Source organism: Paenibacillus sp. FSL P2-0136, assembly GCF_037975325.1.
Lineage (GTDB): Bacteria > Bacillota > Bacilli > Paenibacillales > Paenibacillaceae > Paenibacillus_AQ > Paenibacillus_AQ silagei.
In genome coordinates, this window is sequence record NZ_CP150244.1 from 6,807,174 (window position 1) to 6,833,368 (window position 26,195).

The 26,195-nt window shown below is 54.0% G+C and carries 17 protein-coding genes; 7 read left to right on the forward strand and 10 right to left on the reverse strand.

Annotated elements, in window-relative coordinates:
• The first annotated feature begins 47 nt into the window (after window positions 1-47).
• Window positions 48-1,988 carry an LTA synthase family protein gene (locus NYE26_RS29035; protein ID WP_339251998.1) on the forward strand — a complete coding sequence of 647 codons (1,941 nt, stop codon included), beginning with the start codon at window positions 48-50 and terminating at the stop codon, window positions 1,986-1,988.
• Between the two features lie 165 nt (window positions 1,989-2,153).
• On the opposite strand, the gene NYE26_RS29040 is transcribed toward NYE26_RS29035, so the two are convergent.
• A complete protein-coding gene (locus NYE26_RS29040; protein WP_051478265.1) occupies window positions 2,154-2,585 on the reverse strand; it encodes a MarR family transcriptional regulator in 432 nt (143 codons plus the stop codon).
• A 250-nt stretch (window positions 2,586-2,835) separates the two neighbouring features.
• On the opposite strand from NYE26_RS29040, the gene NYE26_RS29045 reads away from it, so the two are divergent.
• The gene (locus NYE26_RS29045; RefSeq protein WP_036728235.1) at window positions 2,836-4,530 is read left to right on the forward strand and encodes a methyl-accepting chemotaxis protein; all 1,695 of its coding nucleotides are present in this window, start codon (window positions 2,836-2,838) and stop codon (window positions 4,528-4,530) included.
• Between the two features lie 520 nt (window positions 4,531-5,050).
• On the opposite strand, the gene NYE26_RS29050 is transcribed toward NYE26_RS29045, so the two are convergent.
• The 5 genes from NYE26_RS29050 to NYE26_RS29070 form a co-directional block, all read right to left on the reverse strand.
• Complete coding sequence (locus NYE26_RS29050) at window positions 5,051-7,060, reverse strand: EAL domain-containing protein (protein ID WP_036728233.1); 2,010 nt, start codon at window positions 7,058-7,060, stop codon at window positions 5,051-5,053.
• Between the two features lie 225 nt (window positions 7,061-7,285).
• Entirely contained in the window at window positions 7,286-8,950 is a 1,665-nt protein-coding gene (locus NYE26_RS29055) for a hypothetical protein (RefSeq protein ID WP_339252002.1), read from the reverse strand.
• Window positions 8,943-9,743: an ABC transporter ATP-binding protein gene (locus NYE26_RS29060; protein ID WP_076080960.1), complete on the reverse strand. Its 801-nt coding sequence runs from the start codon at window positions 9,741-9,743 to the stop codon at window positions 8,943-8,945. Before NYE26_RS29060 ends, NYE26_RS29055 begins: the two co-directional genes overlap by 8 nt.
• A 194-nt stretch (window positions 9,744-9,937) precedes the next feature.
• Complete coding sequence (locus NYE26_RS29065) at window positions 9,938-13,687, reverse strand: S-layer homology domain-containing protein (protein WP_339252005.1); 3,750 nt, start codon at window positions 13,685-13,687, stop codon at window positions 9,938-9,940.
• A 70-nt stretch (window positions 13,688-13,757) separates the two neighbouring features.
• A complete protein-coding gene (locus NYE26_RS29070) occupies window positions 13,758-14,561 on the reverse strand; it encodes a hypothetical protein (protein ID WP_339252006.1) in 804 nt (267 codons plus the stop codon).
• A gap of 330 nt (window positions 14,562-14,891) precedes the next feature.
• Here NYE26_RS29070 and NYE26_RS29075 point away from each other — a divergent pair, with 330 nt between their 5' ends.
• Window positions 14,892-16,262, forward strand: a complete 1,371-nt coding sequence (locus NYE26_RS29075) for a dicarboxylate/amino acid:cation symporter (protein WP_200869579.1) — start codon at window positions 14,892-14,894, stop codon at window positions 16,260-16,262.
• Between the two features lie 102 nt (window positions 16,263-16,364).
• On the opposite strand, the gene NYE26_RS29080 is transcribed toward NYE26_RS29075, so the two are convergent.
• The 4 genes from NYE26_RS29080 to NYE26_RS29095 are packed head-to-tail and all read right to left on the reverse strand — an operon-like array spanning window position 16,365 to window position 20,103.
• Window positions 16,365-17,360 (reverse strand): Gfo/Idh/MocA family oxidoreductase, encoded by a 996-nt coding sequence (locus NYE26_RS29080; protein WP_339252009.1) that lies wholly within the window; start codon window positions 17,358-17,360, stop codon window positions 16,365-16,367.
• A gap of 14 nt (window positions 17,361-17,374) precedes the next feature.
• Complete coding sequence (locus NYE26_RS29085; protein ID WP_209868585.1) at window positions 17,375-18,328, reverse strand: 1,4-dihydroxy-2-naphthoate polyprenyltransferase; 954 nt, start codon at window positions 18,326-18,328, stop codon at window positions 17,375-17,377.
• A 32-nt stretch (window positions 18,329-18,360) separates the two neighbouring features.
• Window positions 18,361-19,134 carry a DUF6081 family protein gene (locus tag NYE26_RS29090; protein WP_245367895.1) on the reverse strand — a complete coding sequence of 258 codons (774 nt, stop codon included), beginning with the start codon at window positions 19,132-19,134 and terminating at the stop codon, window positions 18,361-18,363.
• A 48-nt stretch (window positions 19,135-19,182) separates the two neighbouring features.
• Window positions 19,183-20,103 (reverse strand): prenyltransferase, encoded by a 921-nt coding sequence (locus tag NYE26_RS29095; protein WP_339252012.1) that lies wholly within the window; start codon window positions 20,101-20,103, stop codon window positions 19,183-19,185.
• Window positions 20,104-20,274: 171 nt separating this feature from the next.
• On the opposite strand from NYE26_RS29095, the gene NYE26_RS29100 reads away from it, so the two are divergent.
• The 4 genes from NYE26_RS29100 to NYE26_RS29115 all read left to right on the forward strand — a co-directional run bounded on the left by NYE26_RS29100 (window position 20,275) and on the right by NYE26_RS29115 (window position 26,190).
• Entirely contained in the window at window positions 20,275-22,644 is a 2,370-nt protein-coding gene (locus NYE26_RS29100) for an EAL domain-containing protein (RefSeq protein ID WP_339252013.1), read from the forward strand.
• A 122-nt stretch (window positions 22,645-22,766) separates the two neighbouring features.
• Window positions 22,767-23,390: an acetate uptake transporter gene (locus NYE26_RS29105; RefSeq protein WP_339252015.1), complete on the forward strand. Its 624-nt coding sequence runs from the start codon at window positions 22,767-22,769 to the stop codon at window positions 23,388-23,390.
• A gap of 260 nt (window positions 23,391-23,650) precedes the next feature.
• Window positions 23,651-25,795: an EAL domain-containing protein gene (locus NYE26_RS29110; protein WP_339252017.1), complete on the forward strand. Its 2,145-nt coding sequence runs from the start codon at window positions 23,651-23,653 to the stop codon at window positions 25,793-25,795.
• Between the two features lie 83 nt (window positions 25,796-25,878).
• Window positions 25,879-26,190 (forward strand): hypothetical protein, encoded by a 312-nt coding sequence (locus NYE26_RS29115; protein ID WP_339252019.1) that lies wholly within the window; start codon window positions 25,879-25,881, stop codon window positions 26,188-26,190.
• Window positions 26,191-26,195 lie beyond the last annotated feature (5 nt).

Consider the following 26,195-nt stretch of genomic DNA (forward strand, 5'->3'; position numbering starts at 1 on the left):
ATTTTTGACATTCCTTCCCTGGCACTGCATAATAAGTTCTATTGATAATGGTATTCTTATGTCCTCATGCTGCTGTTTCCTATCACCCGGGAAACCTGTTCATTCTTCAGAAAGAAGGCGAAGCTGTGTCATCCCAAACTGTGAAACGCTGGCTCCTTAAGCCATTTGTGTTCTTTTCCATTCTTTTTCTGTTCAAAAGCCTGCTGGCCTGGGGTGTAATCTTTGATGATTTGCAATTCTGGAAATCCGTATTGACGGAGCTGCCCTTTGTCTGGGCCCTGTTTTTCCTGATTGAGCGCTTTGCTTCCAGACGGAAGCTCGGCTATTACATGACGGTCAATCTGCTGGTTACCGCGATCTTTTTTGCCGCCATTATGTACTTCAAATATTACGGGGTCATTGTCACTTACCATGCCGCCGAGCAGGTGAACCAGGTCACTGCCGTCAAGAACAGCGTGTTCTCATTGATGGACCCTTATTATCTGTTGATCTTCACCGATATTATCGTGCTGGGCTTCTACTTCTTCATTAACAAGAACGGACGCAATTATAAAAAAGACCAGATCAACCGGCGCAGTGGCCGGACGCTGCATGTCGTACTGTTCGCGGTCTCGCTCGGACTCTGCCTGTTCAATATTCTTCCGAATAAGGCGAGCATGAATGAGATCAAGAAGGCCCAGGAGATGGGCATCCTTAATTATGAAGCATACACGATCTTTGCCAAAGATAAAACCGAGCTGGTCCAGGCCAGTGAAATCACACAGAGCACGATTAACCAGCTCAAGGGCATCGACCCTTCAGCAGTCTCGGCTTATGCCGGTTCCGCCAAGGGCAAGAATCTGATTGTGATCCAGCTGGAGTCCTTCCAGAACTTCCTGCTTGGTCTGAAGATAGACGGCCAGGAGATTACCCCTAACCTGAACCGCCTGATGGAGGAGAGCCTGTACTTCACGAACTTCTATCAGATGGTCGGCCAGGGCAATACCTCAGATGCGGAATTCGTGGTCAATTCGTCCTTCTATATTCCTCCGCAGGGTGCGGCCACCATGTCTTATATCGACAAGCAGCTGCCGAGTCTCCCCCGTCTGCTGGGAGACAACGGCTATCAGACGGCCACGTTCCACACCAATGTAGTGGAATTCTGGAACCGGGGCGAGCTATACAAGGCCCTCGGCTGGCAGAAGTATTACGATCACCAGTTCTTCGGTGATGAGGATGCCTTCTTCTTCGGCGCTTCCGATGAGGTGCTCTACCGCAAATCCTCGGAGAAGCTGAAGGAAATGAGCGATGCGGGCCAGCCGTTCTATGCCCAGGTCATCTCCATGTCGGCGCATCACCCGTTCACTATTCCTGAAGAAAAGCACAAGATGAAGCTTCCTGAGCGGTATGAAGGAACCTTTGTCGGCGATTATGTCCGGTCACAGAACTATGCAGACTATGCCTTCGGACAGTTCGTAGATGAACTGAAGGCGAATGGATTATGGGAGAACAGTCTGGTTATGGTCTACGGCGACCATATGGGACTGCCGATCTATTCGCTGGACCATGACGACAAGCAGCTAATGAAGGAAATCTACGGATATGATTACAGCTACGCCAATATGCTCAACATTCCGCTGCTTATCCATGGCGAAGGAATTGCTCCGCAGAAGCTTGCACAGGTAGGCGGAGAAGTCGATATTATGCCTACAGCTGCCAGCCTGCTGGGGGTATCCATGGATAACAACATTCATTTCGGCCAGGATCTGCTCAGCCAGTCCTACAATCTGCTGCCGCAGCGGTATTACCTGCCTACCGGCTCCTTCATCTCCAGCTCTGCCCTGCTGATTCCGGGCAACAGCTTCGAGGATAATACCCAATATCCGCTGGCGACCGGAGGTACTGCTCCGGCCGGCAACGAGGATGAATACAACCGCGCTCTGCGGCTGCGCCAGTTGTCTGACAGTTACGTCACGCAACTGCCGGACAAAGAACCTGCCGCAGAATAGCCAGACTCAAGTGGAAACGGCTTTGCCGTCCTTTTTAAGGACGGTTCCGTTTCAGCGAGAAATAGAAGGATAATTTATAGTGTAAAACTTATAAATTCTTATATTTAGACAAGAGGCAGCGCCTCTCCGTAACGGGAGAAGCGCTGCCTCTTTGTAATGCTTATGTTAACGCTCCTGATTCTCCAGCATGAGATAATAATCCGCGAAGTTCTCCAGCTCTGCCGGCTCCAGAATGGCCAGATGCTCTTCCAGCAGCAGCAGTGACCGGCGCTGTGCTTCTTCCAGCACCTCTTGTCCCTTGCCGGTGATCGTGACGATTACCGCTCTGCGGTCATTCTCGTCCGTCACGCGGGCGATCAGCTCCAGCAGCTCCAGCCGGTCCAGCATGACGGTGACTGCACTGGACTTCACCTCCATCTTGTCCGCCAGCTGAATCACCCGTGCCTGCTGCTCCTGAAAGATCATATGCAGCAGCCCGAATTGCGGCACAGTCAAGCCCAATTCCTTATGAAATGACATCTGCGACATGATTCTGCGCTGAACCTTCCACATGGATAATCCCACACGTTCGATCAAAGGATTGACTTCTTGTGACATCCCTTCAGCTCCCAGTCCGTTTGTTCTGCTTCAAGCGTACCATTATACGGGTCCGACATACAGTATTTTTTGAAACTAAAATAGGATTAAGCGCCTACTTTTCAATGATTTTTTATACATAAACCATCATTTTCCGACACAAAAATTCTTTTTCTGACGTCTGCTCAAACCGCAGCGTATGCGCTATAATCGTAGCAGTGAACCCCATAATTCACTTAATCTTTTAGAGTCAGGGCTGGTGATATTTGTTATGAAATTGGCAACAAAATTAACATGGATGATGCTGATTGTATTGCTACTGGTTGGTTCATCCATAGGCTTCTTCGGTTATCATGCGGCTTACAAGCAGATCGATGAAGCTGCAGGCATTGAATTGGTAGGCTGCGCGAATATAACAACCGGTCTTATCGATCCTGCCGACATAACCGCTCTGGCTGCCGGCGATACCAGCAAGCTGACTGCGATCGAAGACCGCATCGGATGGATCAGTGATCACAAGCCTATTTTCAAAGAAGCCTTCATTCTATCACTGGACGGCAAGGTGCTGGCCGCTGACAAGAACTTCAAACAACGCGGCTACAAAGCTGGAGACCCCTTCTACTTCGCAGATGAAGATAAAGAAATGATTACCACGATGAAGCACTCCGCCTACTCGAAGGTGTATACATATCAGGGCACCTCCCTCAAAACCGGCTACGGCCCCATCTATCAGGACCATGACCCTACCAAACCCATCATTGCATTAATGGCGATTAACTTCGACGGCCCCTTGATTCAATCGCGGACCATGGATATCATCACCCAGCCCTTCCTGATCGGCAGCTCCATTCTGATTATTGCGATTCTCGCCGCTTATCTGCTGATCCGCCGGATGGTCAGCCCTCTCACCAAGCTGTCCGCATCCGTGAACACGGTAGCCCAAGGCGATCTGACCCGGGAACCGCTGCTCTTCACAGCCAAGGACGAGATCGGCGAACTTGCACGCGACTTCAATGCGATGACCCTGAATCTGCGTGACCTGATCACACAGGTTAACGATACGTCCATGCTGGTTGCCTCCTCTTCCCAGGAGCTGTCCGCCAGCGCCCAGGAGACCAACCGGGCCGGAGAACACAGCGTTAATGTCACTCTGGATCTGGCCGACGGGGCACACACCCAGCTGCAGAATTTGGAAGGCAGCTTCAAGGCTGTGCAGGATATGTCACATTTCATTACCGAAATTGCAGGCAATGCCGACAGTGCAATGAACCAGGCAGCCATCAACTCCCAGAAAGCCCGGACAGGCCGGGAATCTATGGACTCGACCACCTCCCAGATGGCTATTGTGGGCGCAAGCATCTCGGATCTTTCTGGCATTATCGAGACGCTGGGCAGCCATTCCAAAGAGATTGAGAATATTGTCGGCACCATAGCCAGTATTGCCGAGGAGACGAATCTGTTATCCCTCAATGCGGCGATTGAAGCCGCACGGGCTGGAGAAGAGGGCCGTGGCTTCGCCGTTGTCGCAGGCTCTGTACGCAAGCTGGCTGAACGTTCAGCCGGATCTGCCCGCCAGATCGGCGAGCTGGTCAGTCTGATTGTCCAGCAGATGGACAAGGCCGGAGAGACCATGAGGCACTCCACGGAAGAAATGCATCACGGCAAAGAAATGATTATAGCGGCCGGCCATTCCTTCTCCGAGATTGAGTCATCCGTCTCCGATATGTCTGCACATAGCCAACAGATCTCAGCCACCGTGCGTGAGCTGGCCCTGCTCTCTGACGGACTGGTCGCTTCGATCCAGAAGATCGTAGCGGTCTCCAATCAGACGGCCGAGGGCGCCGAGACCTTGTCCGCCTCGTCTCAAGAGCAGCTTGCCGCCATGCAGGAGGTCGAATCCTCCGCCGCATTCCTCTCCTCCCTGGCAGAGAAGCTGCAGGTATTGGTCGAGAATTTCAAAATCTAGACCGAAGTCTCATACATTTTTCAGAATAAAATCACCCCGCGGGTGAAGGATGCTGCTGCCTTCTCTCACCCGCCGCTTGTATTGTTGCACATTTTGCAGGATTCCTTTATAAAGGTTACTGGATACGGGTACAATGTTGCATTATTTGCACAAATTCCGGGGCAGAGGGCAAGTTAATGCTGACTTTGTTGCATTTCGTGCAGGATTTCGGCATAGACCGCTTCTGTGGGGCAGTATTGTTGCACTTCTTGCAAGATTTCTCTATAAATGTTACTGGCTTTAGAGCATGGGGCCCTTCTCTCGGCATATCAGCACCCATTGTATTCGGTTTAATACGAAAATAAAAGTCGGGATGCGACTGATGCACCCGACTTATTTTCATTCCTGGGGGTGACAAGGCCTCTGTCTTGTCATGCCTGTTTTTCGCATACATTTCCTAAGTAGCTAAAAAGGCTGCCCTGATGTGGAACAACCCTCCACATCCAGGACAGCCTTTTGCGTGCAACAGCAACCAGGAGCATTATGCCGTATTCTCAATGAACCATTGGCCTAATTCGTTAACCGGCATCGGACGGCCGTAGTAGTAGCCCTGCATCACGCTGCAGCCCAGCGATTGCAGCAGTTCAATCTGCTCCGTAGTCTCCACGCCCTCAGCCACAACCTCCATGTTCAGATTGCTGGCAATGGCAATGATGTTGCTGATGATCGCTTTCTTGGAATGCATCTTGCTCTTGCGGATGAAGACCTGATCAATCTTCAGGGTATTCACTGGAATCTCATCCAGATTGCCAAGCGAAGAGAAACCGGTTCCGAAATCATCCAGGGACACCCGCACACCGAGATCCCGCAGCTTGGAGAGCTGGGCTACCGTCTCTTCCATATTGTTCATCGCAATCGACTCGGTAATCTCCAGTTCAAGGAAATGCGGCGCAAGGCCCGAACGCGACAACGCCTCTTCCACTACCTCATACAGGCTTCCGCCTTCAAACATCCGCGCCGACATATTAATCGAGACCGCTACACTGGCAACCTTCGCCTGATGCCAGAGCATATTCTGTCCGCACACCTCATGCAGCATCCAGTATGTAATAGGGACAATCAGGCCGGTCTCCTCGGCGATCGGAATGAACTCTCCCGGAGAGATGACGCCATGCTCCGGATGTCTCCAGCGCAGCAGCGCTTCAAGCCCCACGGTGACATTCAGCAGCGAATCCCATTTGGGCTGGTAGACCACCATGAATTCCGAGCGGGCCAGTGCCTTGCGCAGATCCTTCTCAAGTGACATCCGCCGGACCTGATGACGGTTCATCTCCAGATCGAACACACTGAATTTATTCTTGCCCGAATCCTTGGAGGTATATAGCGCCGTATCGGCTGCCTTCATTAGCGCCGAACGGTCGGTGCCGTGCGCCGGAGTCATGCTGATTCCCACACTCGCAGTTACGTACAATTCGTTACCTTCAATGCTGTAAGACTTCTTGAGCTCCTGAAGGATATGCTGTGCTACCTCCTCCGCCGCCACGGCGGTGCAATCCGGCAGCGCAATCAGGAATTCATCCCCGCCAAGCCGGAACACCTTCCCCTTCCCGCCCACGCAGCAGGTCAGCCTGGCAGACACTTCACACAGCAGCAAGTCTCCAATATCATGGCCCAGCGTATCATTAATCGATTTGAAGCGGTCCAGGTCAACAAAAAACACGGCGCCGGAGATCCCGCCGAAGAAATCATCCTTGAAGTAGCGCTCCAGACCATGCCGGTTCGGCAGCTCGGTGAGCGGGTCATGATAGGCCATGCGCTCCAATACATCCCTGTCCAGAAAAACAGTCCCGCCGGAGACTGCCAGCACGAACAGGGTAACCAGTGAAATCCCTGTCAGCAGAACCACATCGGTCTCCATCAGCATCGGGGCGGGCGCCTGCCAGCTGTAACTATGCAGGTCGCTTGCTCTCAGACTCGTATAATGCATACCGGTAACCGCCAGGGCGATGAATAGAGCCGAATACAGCTTCCAGCGGTTGAAGCCTGTATGATCCTTGAATCTGCGGAACATTAGAACTCCGATGTAGGAAGCAGCAAGGGCAATCAGTACCGATACAGCCTGATCCATTGCCCTGTAATGAATCTTGGCCTCCATCTCCATCGAGGACATTCCGGCATAATGCATGAACGAGATGCCGCTGCCGAGTATACCGGCGCCCGCAAGAAGCCGCCAGCTTCTCTGGCGGGGAGCCGTAACCAGCTGAAGGGTTGCATAGCAGGAGGACATAATAATAAGCAGGGACACGGCAGCCATCACCGGATGGTAGCTGACCTTGAACGGCAGGCGGCTGGCCATAATGCCGACAAAATGCATGGCCCAGATCCCGCCGCCAAGGACACAGGCACCTGAGAGCAGCCAGAGACGTCTGACCCGGCCCGCGGAATGGGAAACCTGTGAAATCAGATTAAGCGCGGAGTACGCTGCTGCGGCAGCTAGCGTATAGGATAGTAAAACGATCCAGATATTATAGTGGATTCCCATTTGATCCATAGTTGACCTCTTCACTGGTTATAGTATCAGCGTCGTTTCAGGGTCTATCTTAAGTTATAAATCAATATACGGATAGCGGATAAATGGAAGAGTATATAATGATTGCAGGTATTCTCTGAAAACTAACTTTAGCTGTATTTTACCTTGTAATCACCGGGCTGTCTAAGTAAATAATGGAACTTGGACCCTTTTTTGAACGCCGGCAAAAATTGTCCATATTTGTCCTCAGCCGCCTGCGCGAAGGGTTGGAAATCCGTTGTCCCGGGAGGTGTCCGGCAGGAAGGCCCTGCGCCAGATCCAGGCATTTGCAGCTACCAGAATTACCATGTAGATGTATATTCCTGCAGGAATCAGGGTGAAGACATAGTGCACTCCGGCCAGCCCCCCAAGAATGAACAATTGTACAAAAGCACTGCCGGTGAATTCCTTCCGCTGCGCCGCCTCGTACTTCTCCGAGAACGGGAGCGCCTTCGGGAACGTAAGGAAGCAAATCACGGCATACAGCAGCAGAGCCAGCAGGACGACTGCCATATCTGCAATAATCCAGGAGCCCAAGAGAGCGGTGAACACTGCCGCCTCCAGCAGAAAGAGCGGCACCAGCAGCTTCACGACCGCTGCCTTCAGCATTCCCCGGTAGACCAGCCCCTTGCCCGGCAAAGGAATCACCTGATAGATCCATGCCCCCTTATAGCTGGCCGAGTAACGGACCATCTGCACGACCGTCATCAGCAGCAGTGCGCTGTAATAGATAAACAGGAAGGACTTAGAGCTTCTGATCCCGGCCAGATCGCCGCTCCACACCTGATTGAAGATGAAGATAAAGGGAAAGATCAGCGAGAAGCCGATGGTCGGATACACCCGGAGCTTGAACTCGCGTTCATTCTTCATCATCGACCAGGTGAAGCGGAAGAACATGGCCTCCGCTTTGTTCCGGCACACGGTCTCCGACAGCACACGGGCAAGCCGCCCGCTATCCCGGCCCTCTGCGCCATGCTCAGCCAGCTTCTGAAGGCTGCGTTCAAATACCGGCATCAGCCGGATGTAGGCGGCGAACATCACGGCAGGCACCACCACAGAGAGCGCTGTCAGAATAACCACGGACCGGCTTCCTGTTCCGCCGCCCAGCAGCTCGAACGGCGCCCCGAACCAGACCGGAGCCAGCAGAAAATGCCACCAGGCGGGAGTGAAATCCAGCCCCAGCTCCGATAGATTGAACATCCGGCTAACCAGCTGCGCGCCGACAGTTACCCCCACAGACAGGACAATCTGAACGTAGTTGATGATGTCCTTGAGCTTTTCCCCGTCAAAGAACCTCAGGATCAGCAGATAGATTAGCGCAGTGAACACCAGAATGAAGCCGTCCATCAGCAGAATCTCAGCTGCGTACACGAAGAAGAAGCCCGGCCCGTGCCGGAATAAAGAGAATAACAGCGAAGGTCCGGTGAAAGTCAGCGTTAAGGTCAGCAGATAGATCAGAATATGTAAGCTCTTGGCCATGTTCAGTGTACGGCGGTCCACCGGCTTGGAGAAGAGGATGTTCTTATCCCGCAAATCCAGCATCACCGTCGAGAAGTCGGAGATCAGCGTCGTGGTGATCAGGAACATCACTATACTGAACAGCAGACTCATCATCAGCATATGATGATCTTTGGGCGCGACCATAGCGATCAGCATCAGCCCCAGCAGCAGATAGAGCCACTGGACTCTGAAGGGCGAGCCCTCCATCTCCAGCTTGGAATTCTGCGACCCGGAGAACAGGGTAGGTGTCCGTCTGCCATCCATCGTCAGCTTGACCTGAAGAATGCGGCGCATGAGCGCATAATCGGCCCCCAGGCCCTTAAAGATCCACTGTATCCGGTCAAGCAGCTTCAGAATCAGGAATTCATTCATGCCCCGCACCCTCGCCTATCACAGCCACGAACTCGCTTGCAATATCCCTGTATTGATCGAAACCGGTCAGCTGATTAAAAATCTCCTCCAGCGACCCCTCCCGGCTCTGCTCCCGCAGTTGCGTGAAGGTTCCGTCCGCGACAATATCGCCTCCGTCCAGCAGGATGATCCGGCTGCTGATTCTCTCGACCACATCCATAATATGCGAGGAATAAAAGATGGTCTTGCCCCTGGCGGCAAGCGTGGCGAAGATCTCCTTGACCACCATGACACTATTGGCATCCAGCCCGCTGAGCGGCTCATCCAGGAACAGAATATCCGGGTCATGCAGCATGCTGGCAATCAGCAGCACCTTCTGCTTCATCCCCTTGGAGTAGGAGGCAATCCGCATATCATAGGCCTTCTCCATGCCCAGCAGCCCCATCAGCTTCCGCGCCTTGTCATCGGCATCCGCCTGCTTCAGTCCGTAGAGCTCACCGGTGAAGGTCAGATACTCCCGCGCTGTCAGGCTGTCATACAGCTCTGCTACCTCAGGCACGTAACCGATTCTTTTTTTGTAAGCCGTATCCCCGTCCGAGATATCCCTGCCAAAAATCCGTATGGTCCCGTTGTAACCCTCCACCAGACCGAGCATAATCTTGACTGTCGTGCTTTTACCGGCCCCATTGGGTCCGATATATCCGATAATCTGCCCGCGGTATACCTTCAGATCAATCCCCCGCAGCACCATCCGGTCACTATAATTCATCCACAAGCCCTCAATTGAAATCACCGGCTCTTCCGTTAAGCCCATTGACGTCTCTCTCCCTTCAGTAAGCATACTCTTCATCCCGCAAACAAAAATTACCATTCACCCTATTCTAGCAAATTTTAGCACTTGATTCCTGTGATTTATCGCAGCCGGAATTCTGCATCAACCCGGAAACAGCAAAAAGAGCAGCCCTAAGGCTACTCTTGGTGAATTTGCTATGCTACTGAGGGACGGTGCTATTGCGCCAGCAGATTATATATGACCCGGGCCGCCTCTGCTCTCGTGGACAGTGCAAGCGGCTGTAATCTGCCGTTGTCACCCTGGATCACTCCGCGTTCCGCAAGAGCCTGCAGGGCTTCTTGGGCATATCCGGCAATCTGTGGGGTATCGCTGTAAGCGGAAAGCGCTGCGTCTGTCGACTTCCCGGGAAGCTCTCCCAGCGTATTCAATGCGCGATACAGCAAGGTGAACAGCTCCTGCCGTGTAATCTGCTTATCCGGCTTGAACTGGTTATCCCCGGAGCCCGAGGCAATCCCGAGCTTCTTGGCAGCGGCCAGATAAGGGGTGTAATAGGCAGCTCCCGCATCGGTAAAGTTGACTGCTCCTTCACTCTCCGGCGCTATTCCATACGCCTTGAGCAGCAGAACAATGAATTGGCCTCTGGTTACAGCAGCATTTGGGCTGTAGTTGTTGTCATCTGTACCGGAGGTTATTCCTCTGGCTGCCAGGAAGCTTACCGCATGGCTAAACCAGGCCGTCTCCGGCACATCGGCGAAGCTTACTTTGTTATACCCGATAATGTACTGGGAGAAATGCGGAGTCACGAAATTCACACTGGCTACCGCCTGGCTATACCCGCCGCGAATCGTTTCCAGGCTGCCGGATTCCGTAATATAGTAGATAACCAAGGCATCGGCATCTTCAGCTTCCTTCAGAGTATACGGCACACTGATGCTGGCTTTACCGCCGCCGAACGACTTGATCTCACTCTCGCCTGCAGTCAGGGACAGATCATAGACCGGCCGGTTGCCGAGCACAGCCTGCCCCTCCTCGTTCAGCGAGACCCTGGCGATCCGGATATGGATATCTCCACCGTCTGCTGCGCCGCTGATGCTGGCTACGGACCGGGCATCGAGTGTAATGGTCCCCACATTCAGATAGCTCACTTTAATTTCAGCCTTCGTCCCCGAGGCCAAGGCATCGAAAGCACTTCTTGGCAAAATCAGCTCTGCGGTCTGCGTATCGCTCTTAGTCTCCACCTTAATCTCCAGGACGGCCTTCTTACCGGTGGCTTCGGCCTTTGTGAGACTCTCCACAAGTCTGGACAGCGTATCCGCTGTAAGGGACGCCGTAGTTACTCCGGTAGTATCATCAGTAGTGGCCGAAGCCGTTGCCAATACCGTCACCGTTGCCCCCACTGTTGTCGTAACAGGCTCGCTGCTGACAGGCGTGGCCGGTGTTGAGCCTGGTGCAGACCCTGGCGTTGTAGTACCAGGGGAAGCCGGGGGATTGCCGCCGGAAGCTGGTACATACTCAGGCACAATGACGCTGGCTGCCGCCCCCGCCTTATAGCCTTCTTTGGCTGAATATCTGACCTCATACGTACCCGGAATCAGACCGGTGATCTCCGGGCCTGTTGCATACACGTAACTCGTAGCCGTAGACAGCTTATATTCCTGCGCTGCCGTGGTACCGGTAATCCGGCCGTCCTTATTCGCTGCCGATGTTGGAGCAATCCCGGCCAGTCCTGTTGGGGCTGCCTGCTCAGCCGTATAAGCCGGCACGGTTACATCCGCAGCGCGCCCCGCCTTATAGCCTTCTTTGGCTGCAAATCTTACATTGTATACACCTGGCACGAGTCCGGTAATCTCACCATCCGTCGCATAGACATAATCGGTGACTGTGGAGAGCTTGAACTCTAGTAGCGAGGTGGTGCCTGTAATCCGTCCATCCTTATTCTCGGGAGTGGTCGGTGCAATGCCTGCCAGTCCGGTCGGCGCCGCCTGCTCCCCGTAGGCAGGAACCTCAACCTCCGTTGCCGGGCTGGCGCTATAGCCCTCTCTGGCAGGGTATCTCACCAGATAGATCCCCGGGGTCAGTCCGGTGATCAACGAGCCTTCTACCTTAACGTATTCAGTGCCTTCAGCCAGCTTATATTCCTGTCCGGCCAACGTCCCTGTGATTTGCCCGTCAATATTCTCCTCTGTAGTAGGAGCTACCCCCGTCAGTCCGGAAGGTGCCGCCTGGGACTCAATATATTCCGGCACCACTACCTTCACTGGAGCTCCTGCCGGGTAAGAGATGGCTACTGCACCGCCATTGGATGTAATCGGCCCCTGATACCCCGGCTTGGAGGCGTAGCGGACAGTGTAGGTTCCCGGAGCCAGTCCGGTAATGGCATCGCCTGTTACAGGGGTGTATGCAGTTTCCCCCTCTCTTGTGTACTCCAATGCTCTGTTTGCTGTGCCTGCAATCTGCCCGTCAGTACCTCCCGCCGTAGCCGGGGCTATTCCTGTCAATCCCACCGGCACGCTCTCCAATCGCGAATACAGAGCCGACAAGGCCGTTACGGTATTGGAAAATCTGACGCCGGCCGGATACACGCCAGGATATCTGGTATCCACATAACCCGGCTGAATGTTCGTCCAGGAGTACATCAGCTCCACATGCCCCAGGATCGGAGCGCTGTTCCCGGCGGCATCCTTATTATTCTTGCTGTAAGTGAACAGATAAGGAACCTGAAGCCGGTCGCCGCTAACCTTAACGCCGCTCGCATCGATATAGCTAATGACGGAAGGCTTCGCCGCCGTATTGTTCTCTGTCTTGATGTTGGTCAGATAAGTGTTAACCAGATCGACATACAGGTTCGCATAGGGATGTCCTGTTAGCCGGATCTGAAGCTCTTCATTGCCGTGCGGATTGGCCGGATAGGTACCACCGCTGTTATTATCCGGTTCGGCAACAGTCACCCCGGCGTCCAGCTTGGTATCGAAGAAGTAAATTTTGTCCACCTGATATCTTTTGGCATATTCGTTAATGTATTTGATGACCGCTTGCGTATTCGGGCACCAGGACCCGCCGAACAGAATCGCATAATTCCCGTCACTGGCCAAAATCTGCTTGAGCTGATGATAGGTTACATGCTCATAGACAAGGCTGCCGTCCCCTTCCGTGAAGATTGCCGGCTTGCCCGGATTCTCCCCCAGATAGTTCTTATTGAAGGCCGCCTTGATATAAGCCGACTCATCAATGTTGTTAAAGGAAGGAACTGAACGGAATACAGGCTCCAGCAGGGCTTTGTACTCTGCCACCTTAACAGGGTCCAACGTTCCGCCCGTCTGGAAATCACTCCAGGACCTGCTCTCGTTCAGATAGGAGACGATCGGAGCACTATTGCCCTGGCTGTCTTTATGATCCTTGTTGTAGACGAACAGAAAAGGCGCTTCCAGCTTGTTCGCAGTAATTACTGCCCCCGCTTTGTCGACGTAGCTGACATTATGCTCGGGAATGCTTTTGTCATACAAGGCAAGATTCTTCAAGTACTTATTGACCAGGTCTACGTATTTATAGGCATATTTATTATTGCTGTCCGCAATATCCAGACTGTCGCCATCCAGCTTCGTATCAAAATTATAGATAGTGGATACACCATACTGCTTGGCAGCCTCATTAATAAAACCTATCTCCGCCTGGGTATGCTCGCTCCAGGCTCCGCCTACCAGCACCGCATAATTCCCTTCACTCTCAAACAGATGGACGATATCCTCATAAGTTGCTGTCTTGAACACATGATTCTCGTCCTGCAAATGGCTGTAGACATTGTTGAAATAATTATAATGGCTTACGCCGCCCTTGGAAGCTGCTTGAACTAAGGCCTCCGCTTCCGGCACGGCCCGGTCTGCTGTTGCCTGGTGAACCGGGAGAACAAATAGAGAGGCTGCCAGCAGCAGCGGAACAATTTTTTTCAGCTTAATCAGTTTTGTCATTATGTGCACCTCGACTCGGATTGGGTTAGGGTCTGTAACGGCAGGCGGACTTCAGAAGCAGGCTTGCCCGTCAAGGGCAAACCTCTTCTGTGGCTGCCGGAGCCGGAGCAGCCTCCGCAGGAGCAGCTTCTGCCGGTGCAGGGTTAGGAGCACTCACCGGTTGCTGCGGTGCAGAATTAGCTGTGTTAGCCGAAGGATCAGGGGCAGCAGTAGCTTTGGCTTTGATCACCTCGGTTGTGGAGAATGTAACCGCCTTGGCAGGAGCCTGTGTGGCAGCAGGGGCCTGTGTTGGAGCAGGCGCTGCGGCAACCACCGGCTGTTGCGTGGCGGTAACAGCAGCCGGAGCGGCCGTAGGAACCGCTGCAACGGCTGCTTTAGGAGCAGGGGTGCTAATTACAGGAGCTGCTGTTGGAACGGCTGCTTGCGGTTTGGCGCCGGCAGCCTGCACTTGAGGGGCTTGAACGGCAGCGGCGGGGGTAGCCTTCGGCTGAGCCGCCGTCTTGTTCAATGCTGGGGCATCCTTCGGCTCTGCTGAAGCTGCGGCGGCTGGAGCCGCCACGGCAGGGGCTGCGCTGGCCTTAGTCTGCACGGCAGCAACCACAGCCGGTACTGCTGATGCCTCAGGCTGGACTGCTGCGGTCTGAGCCGCCTCAGCCGGAGGTGCTTCAGTCTGCACCGCTACAACGGAAGAGCTCTCTGCAGGCTGGGCCGTCTGCACGGGTGCTACCGGTGGCTGGCTTGCCGCTGCGGCAGCGGCGGCCTTCTCCTGAACCGGCTCAGCCTCCGCTGTTTTTTTAGTGGCGGATACTGCGGCAAAAGTCAGTGCCGAGAAGACTACCGCTGCGGTAATAACGGATACGGTAAGCTTTTTCATAGATGAATCATTCCTTTCACTTCGCCCTTGGCTGATAGTTGGCATTGCCGATTACAGGACAACAGAACGCAAAAAGAGATTCAACAGCACGCATGGTTATGCGCTCCTGTTGAATCTCTGGCGGTCCAGTCGATCCCGAAATGGCTTGCAGATAAGTTCCATATTATTCATCCTGACATCCCTTGTCAATCACAAATTTATTTATCACATGTGTTTTATCGGAATTGATTTTAATTAACATATTTATACATTGACATTCATAAAATTACCATATACATTTAACCCCATAATTCCGACCAAAAAACTATTATTAGGAGGCTTTAGAGCAGCATGAATAATATCGACAACAATCTATTAACCGCCATCGAGACGAACTGGCATGGCTTCGTGGTTTCTATTATCGTATTCGGTATCCTTTATTTCCTGGCCCGCAAGAGAATCGGCTTCGGCACCCGTGTTCTGGCAGGGCTGGGCATCGGACTGATTGCGGGAATATTTTTTCAATATTTCACGTTGGAGACTAAGGCCATCAGCACCTTCGGCAGCATCTATGTCAGTCTGATCCGTATGCTTGTTGTGCCTCTGGTGTTCATTCTGGTATTGAACAGCATCTCTTCCTTAACTAACCTGGAATACCTGCGCAAAATCGGAATCAAAACCTTCGCCTGGTTCCTCGGCACCACCGGAATCGCCTCCATCATCGGCCTATCCGTGGCTCTGCTGTTTAACCCGGGCAAAGGCATCCAGCAGACCGTTCCCGAGGACTTCACCGCCCGTGAAATTCCCACCTTCTCACAGGTGATCCTGGACCTTGTCCCTTCCAACCCAGTGAATGAAGCCGCTACCGGCAAGGTTGTGCCTCTGCTGATTTTTGCCATCTTCCTGGCCGTGGCCATTATTAAGGTCGGCTCCAAGAAGCCTGAGGCTGTGAAGCCTGTCCGCGATCTTATTGAATCCTTGACGACAGTGCTGCACCAGGTTGTAAAATTCGTCATCCGCCTGACGCCTTACGGCGTGTTCGCATTGATTGCCGGGATTACGGCACGCTACGGCTGGGACACCCTTCAGGAGCTGGGCAGTGTCATCCTTACCTCTTACGCCGCACTGATTCTGCACTTTGTCCTGATCTTCGGCGGGCTGGTGCTGCTCGTTGCCAAGGTGAACCCTATCCGCTTCTTCCGCAAAATCTATCCGATGCTGACCGTGGCCTTCACCACCAGAAGCAGCTACGCCACCTTGCCGATCAATCTGGAGGTCATCACGAAACGGCTGCATGTCTCCCCGCGCATTGCCAGCTTCGTGGCTCCGCTCGGCGCATCCGTCAACTTCAATGGCTGCGGCGGCGTATGGCCGGCCATTGTGGCTGTGTTCACCGCTCAGGTCTACGGGATTCAGCTTACCGGAACCGACTATATCACGCTGGTGCTGGTCAGCATCATCTCCTCTATTGGGGTAGCGGGAGTGCCTGGACCGGCTGTAATCTCCACCACCGTTGTATTGACCGCGCTAGGCTTGCCGCTTGAGGGTATAGCCATCGTTGCCGGGGTGGAAGCCCTTATCGATATGGGCCGCACCGCAGTTAATGCTACCGGGACTACCGTAACAGCCCTGCTGGTGGCGAATTCAGAGGGCGAATTCGACCGCGAAGCCTTCAACCGTGGGGATAAAGAGGATGATGAGCTCCTCCTGAACCCAATCTAAGCAAGCTCCCTCTATAAAAGCATAAGGACGCCAAAAAAAGCAGCGATTCCTCCATAGCCGGAAGAATCGCTGCTTGGCGTTATAAGCAGATGGAACAAATGATTACGTCAAGCTGATCCGCTCACGCCTCCGGGCTGATGTAAGACAGCTCTCGATCAGCCTCATATTCAGCACCGGGTCCTCCTCCGCAATCCAGGGCTTGCCGCTGAAGACTGCTGTAGCGAAATGGTCGGCCTGCTGGACGTAAGGATTGGCTCCGACGGCTTCGACACGCCGGGGCTCTCCGCCGCCGTATACGAAGAACTCCGCATCATCGAATCTCGCATTGAACGGCATCGGAATCTCGATCCGCCCCTGCGTACCGAGCACCTCCAGGAGCTGGCGGTTGTACGCCCACATCCCGCAGTCGAAGATCAGGCTCTTCCCGCCGGGAAACTCCACCAGCCCGGAGGCCATCATATCTACATTATCATGCTCCGGCGAGAACAGCGCGTGCACGGTTACCGCCTCCGGCTCTGTACCGAACAGCAGCCGCGCGGCCGTGAGCGGGTAGCAGCCGACATCGTAGAGCGATCCGCCTCCCCAGGCAGCGTTGAAGCGGATGTTGGAGGTATCCGTAGCATCGTTGTAGGTGAATGTGCCGCGGATGGTACGTACCGCGCCGATCTCGCCGCTGGCGATAATCACCTGCAGCTCATTGATGCGCGGATGATGACGGTACATATAAGCCTCCGCCAGGTGAACGCCCGCCTTCCGGCAGGCCTCTACCATCTCGGCTGCTTCACGGCTGTTCAGCGCAATCGGCTTCTCGCATAGGATATGCTTACCGGCTTCAGCCGCGCGGATCACCCATTCACAGTGGAGATGGTTCGGAAGCGGAATATAGACAGCGTCTACCTCCGGGTCGGCAAGCAGCTCTTCATAGCTGCCGTATGCCTGCTCAATGCCGAATTCGGCGGCTACGCTGCTGCTCTTCGTGAGTCCGCGGCTGGCCACCGCCCGGATCACTCCGGTCTCGGACTCCTGGATCGCCGGCATTACCGAGCCTGTGGCAATCTGCGCGCAGCCCATAATTCCCCAGCGAAGCTTCTCTGCCATAGTTAACACCTTCCTTATCTTAGTGTGACCCATATAACAGCTATACCCAGCACAAGGATTCTTGCCGCACTCATCAGCACGAAATTCTTCACCGCCAGAATGAAGGTCGTGCCTTTATGCTGCTCCTGATAGAAGCGTGCAATATTGCGGCGCAGCGGAATCAGGGTCAGCAGGAGCAGCAGGACCAGGACCGGATGGACCCCGAGCAGCACCAGCACAATCAGATCGGCAAAAGACACATAATAGAGCAGCTTCCACAGCAGCAGCGCATTCTCCCGTCCGATGTACACCGGCAGCGTGTATCTGCGGTTCTCGATATCATCCTCGATATCGCAGATATTGTTCGCCAGCATAATTCCCGCAATGCCCAGAATGGCCGGGACGGAGAACCAGAACAGATACAGCACCTCAAGGAAATTGATATGCAGGCTGATCCATTCGCCCTTCAGCAGCAGAGTGACCACCGCCTGATCCGAATGAATATAGGCCGAGATGAAAATAATGACGAACCCCATGAACAGCCCGGAGAACAGCTCGCCGAGCGGCATCCGCGAGATGGGGATCGGTCCGAAGGAATACAGGATGCCGATCAGGAAGGAGAGTCCCCCGAGCAGGAATACCAGCAGTCCGGTCTGGAATACCAGAGCAATGCCCCCGCCTGCCGCCAGCACAAGGAGAATGACGATCAGCGCCACCACCGTAGACTCCTTCAGCTTGAAGCGGACAATCGGATTATGGGTCTCATACCCGTAGCCATGGGTTTTGGCGGCCTTTTTGAAATCATAGTAATTGTTGATCGCTGTTGTCGCCATATCAAAGCTTAAGAGGGATACCAGCATCAGCACGAAGCGCAGGATATAGAAGTCCTCGAACCGGTACAGGGCATACAGCGTTCCCAGCAGCAGCGGGAGCATACTGGCCACCTTCGTCGGCAGCTCGACAAACTTGAAGAAAGTTCTTATATTCACAGCCATTCATCCTTATCAGTCATATGAGCACGTTATTGTGCAGTGGTTGTAATAGTAACCGGCGACCATTCAGCGATAACCGTCTGTCCGTGCGCCGACACGCTGCCTTCCGGGGTCAGGTCCTTCTCCGTCATAATGCCCAGCGCAATGGTGAAGCTGTTGAATTTCACGGGCACATTCCGCTCGCGCCGCACCTCATTCCCATTCACATAGAAGACAGCCTCATTGTTGCCCCGGTGGTAGGTGATGGTGTACGTGTTGAATTCGCGCGGCTTGAAGTCCGTATCCTCCTTGAAAATACAGAAGTATTTGGTCCCTCCCGTCTCGGGTACGGTTACCCCGGGGAACGGAAGGATGCCGTACACACTGGCGTATTTGTCGTTGCCGGCGAAGAAATCAAGCGCAGCGCCTGTGGTGAAGTCCAGCAAATTCAGCGACACATAGCCGTCATACAGATCCCCTGGTGCAGTGCCCTGTGTGCGGGCGCGGATCTGGAGCTCGAAGCGGATTTCGCCTTCCTCCGGAATCTCTACCGGCTGAGCCGAATAGTACATATGCTTGGCATTATCCAGAATCTGCACCTGATCATGACGGCGGCTCAGCTGAGCCCGCACATACAGATACTCATTACGCACAATCACCACTGCTTCCGGCTCACGATACGCCCAGAACGAGCCGTCCGGCAGCTTGAAGCCGCCCGTCTGCCAGACCTTTCCTTCCTCCAGAATGGTATGGAAATCCCCAATTACCGTTTGTTTGCCCTGTGTTGCAGGCATGCCTTCGTTCGCTGGCAGATGCTTGTCCATGAATTCTCCCGCTTTCTGTAGTGTAGTAGCCTATCCATTTCTTATATTTTAAAATAGCCCCTGGATCAGCAGCGCTGCCGTCATGACCGCCCCGCAGCGTACCGATGCGCGCTGTGAGGCACCCATAAGCGGCAGATAAGCTTCAGAAGGATTCTCCGGCCGGAGGCTGCGGTAGATCCGTATCGGGGCAATGGCTGTAAGCAGAGCGAGCAGCGCGTATACCGGCAAGATATGAAGCAGTACACATACAATCAGCGAAGCATAGGAGATGTAGAGCAATACCTGCGAGAAAATCAGCGCTCTGCGCTCCCCCCATACCACGACCAGTGTGCGCTTACCGGCCTGCCGGTCGGCTCTCCAGTGCAGAAAGTGATGATTGAACAGCAGCAGGGTTGTGAGCAGGCCGCCCGGCAACGATAACAGCACCGGCTTCAGGCTGAATGCTCCGGTCTGTACGAAGTAAGCGCCAAGCACCGGCATGAGTCCAAAAGCCAGGAAGATGGCAAGCTCGCTGTAGCCCTTGCCCCGGTAGCCGAACCGCAGCGGCGGCGCCACATAGAAATAGGCGATCAGCGCCCCTCCGGCCACGAACCACAGAATTTCCCAGCCGCTGTACAGGCTGAGCAGCAGGCCGCAGCCAGCCGCAACGGCCAGCAGCCCCCAGGTCAGCAGGGCAAACAGCGACTCACGCATGACGCCCCCGGACAGAAACCCGGAGTTCGTAGAGATGGCTCCAGGTGTATGCTGCGCCTCTGTATCCGTGCCGTTGCGGAAATCCCAGAGGTCATTCACCATATTGGAGAATAAATGGGCCGCAGCCGCTCCGATGAACGTTATTACAAATAAAAACGGATGGAACACTCCCTGCCATACATAGGCCCCGGCTGTTCCCAGGATAACCGGTATGAGCATAACGGGGATCACTCCAAACCGTGAGGCTTTCTTAAATAAGGTCCACTTCTCCAGCATGCCAAGAAAAATCTCCTTTTATTATTATTTGATAATTATTATCATTAAATTATTATACATCAAAATTCGACACTTCGGGCAGATTTACGCTGCAAAATATTCCCTAATCGTGGTACACTATAACCGATGGTACTTATTTCCTATTAAATCTTAAATAATGAAGGGGATCAGATGAAACTCCGCAAAAAAATAATCATCTTCATTAGTTTTGTCGCTATCCTCGGCATTGGCGCCACCTATCTGATGCTTCATGTGATTCTGCTGAACCGCTTCGAGAAGCTGGACGAGGCAGAGCTGAAGCGCAACCTGAGCAAGGCTACCGCAGCTTATCATCAAGAGTTGGACAACCTGAGAACGGGACTCCTTGATGTTGCTGTCCGGGATGAAACCTACCGCTTCATAGAGAACGTAGCGGCTACCGGCTCTGCGGACTCCAACAGTACGGCTGCCGCCTTCATCCGCAGCAGCCTTGAACCGGCTGCTTATCCAATGAATCATTTCGATATGATTGCCCTGCTTGATCTGGATGGACAACCGCTGTACGGCGGCTCCTACGACCTTCCGGCAGGAATAGTCACCCCGCTAACTGAGGAGCAACTGACGTTAATCAAGCTGATCCGAAGCCGTCTGCCTGTGCCGGGATCTCCCGGCAAGAGCCGGAGCGGCTTCGTTAATCTGGATAAAGGGACTATGCTAATTACCCTTACGCCTATTCTTAACAGCAGCAAGAACAAGCCGGTCATCGGAACGGCCATTGCCGGACGGATGCTGCACCAGGATGGAATCGCACAGATCTGGGAGGATACCCTGTCCACAATGGAGATGTCGCGCCTCACTACCCCGCTGCTTGCGGACAGCGGAGGGGAACGCGTCTGGACCAGCCCCGCCCGGGGCGGGCAGATGTCCATCCACACCATACTGGACGACCTGTTCGAAGATCCCGGGATGGTCCTCACCCTGAAGGAGCCGCGCCAGTTCTACAACAGCGGGCTCAAGTCGCTCTCCACCTTCCGTATGTTCTATTTCATCTCCATTCTGCTAATGCTGGGTGCCAGCCTCCTCTTCGTGAACCGGTTCATTCTGAGAAGGATGTCCACTCTGGTACGCAACATCCGAATGATCGGCAGCAGCAAGGATCTCTCCATCCGGATTCCCAGCTCCGGCAAGGATGAATTCAGTGAAGTGGAGGTTGAATTCAACCGGATGATTGATTCACTGGAGCAGACCCAGGATGAGCTGCGGCAGCAATCGATGCTGGACCCGCTGACCCGTCTGCCCAACCGCTCGCTGTTTTTCGACAAATTGAATGAAGCGATTGCCGCCGTCAAGGGAAGTGACAGGCAGATCGTGCTGGTCTTCATTGATCTGGATCATTTCAAGACGGTGAACGATACCCTCGGCCATGACTTCGGAGATGCCATCCTGAAGGAGACCGCCTTCCGCATCACGCAGGTTGTCGGCAAGCATGATGTCGTCTCCCGGCTCGGCGGGGATGAATTCACCATTCTGCTCTATGATGTGCCTGATGAAGGCAGCATTGCCCGGCAGCTCTCCCGGATTCAGGAAGCCCTCTCCATGCCGCACCGGATCAAGGGGCATCTTCTATATAATACCGCCAGCATCGGCATCAGTATTTATCCGCAGAACGGGGAAGACGCCGATTATCTGGTCAAGCAGGCAGATCTGGCCATGTTCCATGTCAAGGAGACCGGCCGTAATAACATTTTCCAGTATTCAGAGGATCTGGAAGCAGGCATCCGGCGCAAAAAGGTACTAGCCCAGCAGCTCCTCTCCGCTGCCGCCGGGAACGAGTTCGAGCTGCACTACCAGCCGATTCTTGGCGCGGGACAACTGCAGGTATCCAAGGTGGAGGCCCTGCTGCGCTGGCACAGCCCAGCCTATGGCCCCGTCTCCCCGGCCGAATTCATCCCGCTGGCCGAGAGCAGCGGCTCCATTGTTGGCATCGGCAGCTGGGTGCTGCGCCAGGTCTGCTCTGATATGCGCGATTTCCGCAGCCGGGGCCTTGAGCTCACCGCCGCAGTGAATATCTCCGCGCTGCAGCTCATGCAGCCGGGCCTGCTGGAGCTGCTCTTAGAGCTGCTCGATGAGTATGAGCTGCCCGCTTCCAGCCTGGAGCTGGAGATCACGGAGAGCGTGCTCGTCTCCGGGGACGGCATCTTCCTGTCGCTGCAGCAGCTTCGGGCCCACGGGTTCCGGATCTCGCTGGATGATTTTGGCACCGGCTTCTCCTCCCTCAGCTATCTGCGCCGCTTCCCGGTGGATGTGATCAAGATTGACCGCTCCTTCATCTCCGAGATGTCACGGGAGGCCCAGGGCGATGTGCTCGTCAAGGCGATTATCGAGCTGAGCCATAATCTGGGGCTGCGCGTAGTCTCGGAAGGCATTGAGCATAGAGAGCAATTCGATATGCTGCGGGAGCTGGGCAGCGACGAGCTTCAGGGCTACTATATCAGCAGGCCGCTTCAGGCCCAGGCACTGTATTCTTTTCTGGAGCAAGGTAATTATTACACCGGCCGTTAAGAGACTTCTTTTATAGGCAAGCTACTGGCGATATGATATGATAGGCAGGCTGATAACAGCACCCGACTTAGGGTGCTGTTATCCTATGCGAACACTTATGAAAATTGGAGGCTTTCATTGTTATGTCAGCGCAATCGCACACCGCACAGTCCGTCAAAATCGTTACCGCCGACCCCAGCGCCATCGGCTTATTCGGACTAGCCATCGTTACCCTGGTCGCTTCTTCACAAAAGCTCGAAATTACAACAGGTCTCAGCTATTGTATTCCATGGGCCATCTTCCTTGGAGCCTTCGCCCAGCTATTCGCATCCATCCAGGATGCCAAGCACAACAATACCTTCGGCATGACTGCCTTTGGCGCCTATGCGTTCTTCTGGTTCGGCATGGGGGCAAGCTGGCTGATCAAGCTCGGTGTATTCGGTGCAGTGCTGGCAGAGGGCGTGGACCCCAAGCAGCTGGGATTTGTTTTTGCAGGATATCTTGTGTTCACCCTCTTCATGACGCTCGGCGCTGTTGAGGCAAACCGTGTACTGCTGATTATCTTCATCCTGATCGACTTTCTGTTCCTCGGACTCTCAATGGATGCGTTCGGCGTCGCTGCGGAATTCTTCCACAAGCTGGCTGCCGTATCGGAAATGGCTATCGGTATCGTATCGCTCTACGGCTGCGGCGCATCTGTGCTCAACGCCCACTTCGGACGTACCTTCCTGCCGATTGGTGCCCCGCTGGGCATCTTCAAAAAATAGCACCGGCTTCCAGCCGGGCAGGGCCATGCCCTTCTCTCCAAAGACTCGGATAAATGCTTACTGCCCTTTTATGCAGATGGTGTTTATCCGTTTTTGGATTCAGGCGGGTTTTGTTAGGAATTCCCTTGCGCAAACACGATAATAATGACATGCTATAGAGACCCAAACGACATTTATCGACATTTCCCTGCGGTCTAGGAACCGCTTATTATACACTTTGACATCTGCGGCTTTTATTTTTCCGGTATCGGGGGCAATCCATGGCTTTCCTTAGTAAAAAGCCTTTAAGCATCATCATCGGCTTCATCATCATCCTGCAGCTCTGCCTGTTCTATTATTATTCCGTATCCCTGGCCCGGGAATATAGAGCCGAGAAGGCGGATCTGGCCTCACAGGCGGTCATGCTGGCCTCGAACATCGAAGAGCGGGTGGCCATTGTGAAAGGGGTCAGCTCCTTTATCCAAACCGTCGGCTTCGATGCCGATCCTGCACTAATCCAGAGCTACCTGGTCACCGCACACGCCAAGAACACCAGCAATGTCACGAATATCATGATCGCTCCGGATGGTCTGATCCGCTACCTCTACCCGCTTGAAGGTAATTCGTCACTGCTCGGCAGAAGCCTGCTGCTGGATTCCTCCCTGGCCTCTCCCGGCATGATCCAAGAAACGCTCCGCTCCCGCAGCATTACAATAGACGGTCCGCGCACACTTGCCCAGGGCGGCTATGGCATGGTGATCCGGCAGGCCATCTATAAGGATAACTCTCTGGAGGGCATCGTCTCCGTCACCGTAAAGATGGATAATATCGTTAACCAGCTTGTATATAAGGACAGCAAAATATCTGTCACCACCAAGGATCTTACCTTCCTGTTCGGCAATGAAGCCCATTCGAAGGACCCGCTGCTTACGGTTCCCGTGAACACCTATAATCAGCACTGGCTGATGGGTACTTCCATGCCCCCGCATAAGAAATGGCAGGTACTGCTCAGCGTACTGTGGATCGATATTGCTTTTCTGCTGGTGATTGCCTTCATTCTATATATTTTCTGGTATCAGAGCCGCTTCAACCGTGAGCTGGAACGGGTGGTCAGCATCCGGACCCGGGACCTGCGTATTTCCAAGCGTCTCTATGAAAAGCTTGCGCACTACGACAGTCTGACGGAGATCCCCAACCGGCGGTTCTTCATGGACGAATTTGAGCGTCTGCTGCAGAGCTCGGAGCCCACACAGACCTATAGCTTATTCTTTTTCGACCTGAACCGGTTCAAGGAGATCAACGATACGCTTGGCCACTCTACGGGGGATCAGGTGATCAAGACCCTGGCCGGACGGCTCAAATCCGGGAGCCTGCCCTTCAAGCTGTTCGCCCGTACCGGCGGAGATGAATTCGTGATGATCTTCGCGGGTCTGCCGCACACGGATATTCCTGTGATCGCCGGGCGGATCAGCACGCTGATCTCACAGACCCTCCTGATCTCGGGAGCGCATCTGAGCCTGTCCACCAGCATTGGCATCTCCCTGTACCCCGAGCATTCGCAGAATACGGACGATCTGCTGAAATTCGCCGATATGTCGATGTACCAGGCCAAGTCGCAGGAGGACACCAATTACTTCATCTTCGACTGGGAGCTGCGCGAGAAGCTGGAGCAGAAGACGATGATCGCCAAATATCTGCACTCCGCCCTGGAACGGGAAGAATTCGTGCTTTATTATCAACCCCAGATCAACGCCATCACAGGGGAAATGATCGGCATAGAGGCGCTGATCCGCTGGAATCACCCCGAGAAGGGGCTGATTGGACCAGGGACGTTCATCACTGCCGTTGAAGAAGCCGGCCTGATGATCCAGCTCACCGATTGGGTGCTGCGCGAGGTGTGCCGCCAGCTCTGCGAGTGGCGCAGCCTGGGGATGCCGCTGCTGCGGACCTCGATCAATATCTCCAACAGCTGGTTCTACAACCGTAACCTGATTGAGAATCTGTTCGCCGTGCTTGACGAGTACGGGCTGGATACCGATGTGCTCGAATTCGAGATCACCGAGAGCACCGCACTGCTAGAGGAGCATTATCCACTGCTGCAGCAGATGCGCGATCACGGGATCATCGTCTCCATCGATGATTTCGGTACGAAATATTCGTCGCTGAATTACCTGAAGCATTTTCCCGTGAACAAAATCAAGATTGACCGCACCTTCATCACCGGCATCGGCGTCAGCTCCATAGATGAGACCATCATCAAATCCATCGTCTTCGTCGCCTCCCAGCTTGGCTATGACCTGATTGCCGAAGGGGTCGAGACGCAGGAGCAGCTGGCCTTCCTGGTGCAGCATAATTGCCCGCATATTCAGGGATTCCTGTTCTTCCCTCCGCTGCCTGCCGATGAGATCCGCAAGCTGTTCTCCTGAAGCTGTCCGGATGCTTTGCACGCGGGTATGGGGATCGTTATAATTAGCTTCATCCGATGTTAACCCGAAAGGATTCTGAGACCATGAATAGATTGACTACCGGCGAAATGGCCGGAACCGCCCTGTTTGCGCTGATCCTCGCCCTCCTGGCGTACCGGATTATCCGCGGCATGCCGAAGATGGCCGGAGACATTACCGCCTTCCGCAAACGGACCCTCGTCTGGACCCAGGTCGCCCTGGTGCTTACCGTCCTTCAGCTCAACTTCAAGGCCGGAGACTGGCGCTTCGGCATTATCCTCGGCCTGATCGTCCTGTTCACCGGCAGCATCTGGCTGTCCGCCCGCCGCTATGACAATGCCCGCCGGGCTGAGGCTGAGCAGGGAGAGGAGCAGTGAGGGAC

Coding starts and splice junctions, on each gene's coding strand:
- NYE26_RS29115 (WP_339252019.1), top strand. CDS start 25,879: ATGAATAGATTGACTACCGGCGAAATGGCCGGAACCGCCCTGTTTGCG.
- NYE26_RS29040 (WP_051478265.1), bottom strand. CDS start 2,585: ATGTCACAAGAAGTCAATCCTTTGATCGAACGTGTGGGATTATCCATG.
- NYE26_RS29045 (WP_036728235.1), top strand. CDS start 2,836: ATGAAATTGGCAACAAAATTAACATGGATGATGCTGATTGTATTGCTA.
- NYE26_RS29090 (WP_245367895.1), bottom strand. CDS start 19,134: ATGGACAAGCATCTGCCAGCGAACGAAGGCATGCCTGCAACACAGGGC.
- NYE26_RS29105 (WP_339252015.1), top strand. CDS start 22,767: ATGTCAGCGCAATCGCACACCGCACAGTCCGTCAAAATCGTTACCGCC.
- NYE26_RS29035 (WP_339251998.1), top strand. CDS start 48: ATGGTATTCTTATGTCCTCATGCTGCTGTTTCCTATCACCCGGGAAAC.
- NYE26_RS29075 (WP_200869579.1), top strand. CDS start 14,892: ATGAATAATATCGACAACAATCTATTAACCGCCATCGAGACGAACTGG.
- NYE26_RS29060 (WP_076080960.1), bottom strand. CDS start 9,743: ATGGGCTTAACGGAAGAGCCGGTGATTTCAATTGAGGGCTTGTGGATG.
- NYE26_RS29095 (WP_339252012.1), bottom strand. CDS start 20,103: ATGCTGGAGAAGTGGACCTTATTTAAGAAAGCCTCACGGTTTGGAGTG.
- NYE26_RS29080 (WP_339252009.1), bottom strand. CDS start 17,360: ATGGCAGAGAAGCTTCGCTGGGGAATTATGGGCTGCGCGCAGATTGCC.
- NYE26_RS29100 (WP_339252013.1), top strand. CDS start 20,275: ATGAAACTCCGCAAAAAAATAATCATCTTCATTAGTTTTGTCGCTATC.
- NYE26_RS29050 (WP_036728233.1), bottom strand. CDS start 7,060: ATGGATCAAATGGGAATCCACTATAATATCTGGATCGTTTTACTATCC.
- NYE26_RS29110 (WP_339252017.1), top strand. CDS start 23,651: ATGGCTTTCCTTAGTAAAAAGCCTTTAAGCATCATCATCGGCTTCATC.
- NYE26_RS29070 (WP_339252006.1), bottom strand. CDS start 14,561: ATGAAAAAGCTTACCGTATCCGTTATTACCGCAGCGGTAGTCTTCTCG.
- NYE26_RS29055 (WP_339252002.1), bottom strand. CDS start 8,950: ATGAATGAATTCCTGATTCTGAAGCTGCTTGACCGGATACAGTGGATC.
- NYE26_RS29065 (WP_339252005.1), bottom strand. CDS start 13,687: ATGACAAAACTGATTAAGCTGAAAAAAATTGTTCCGCTGCTGCTGGCA.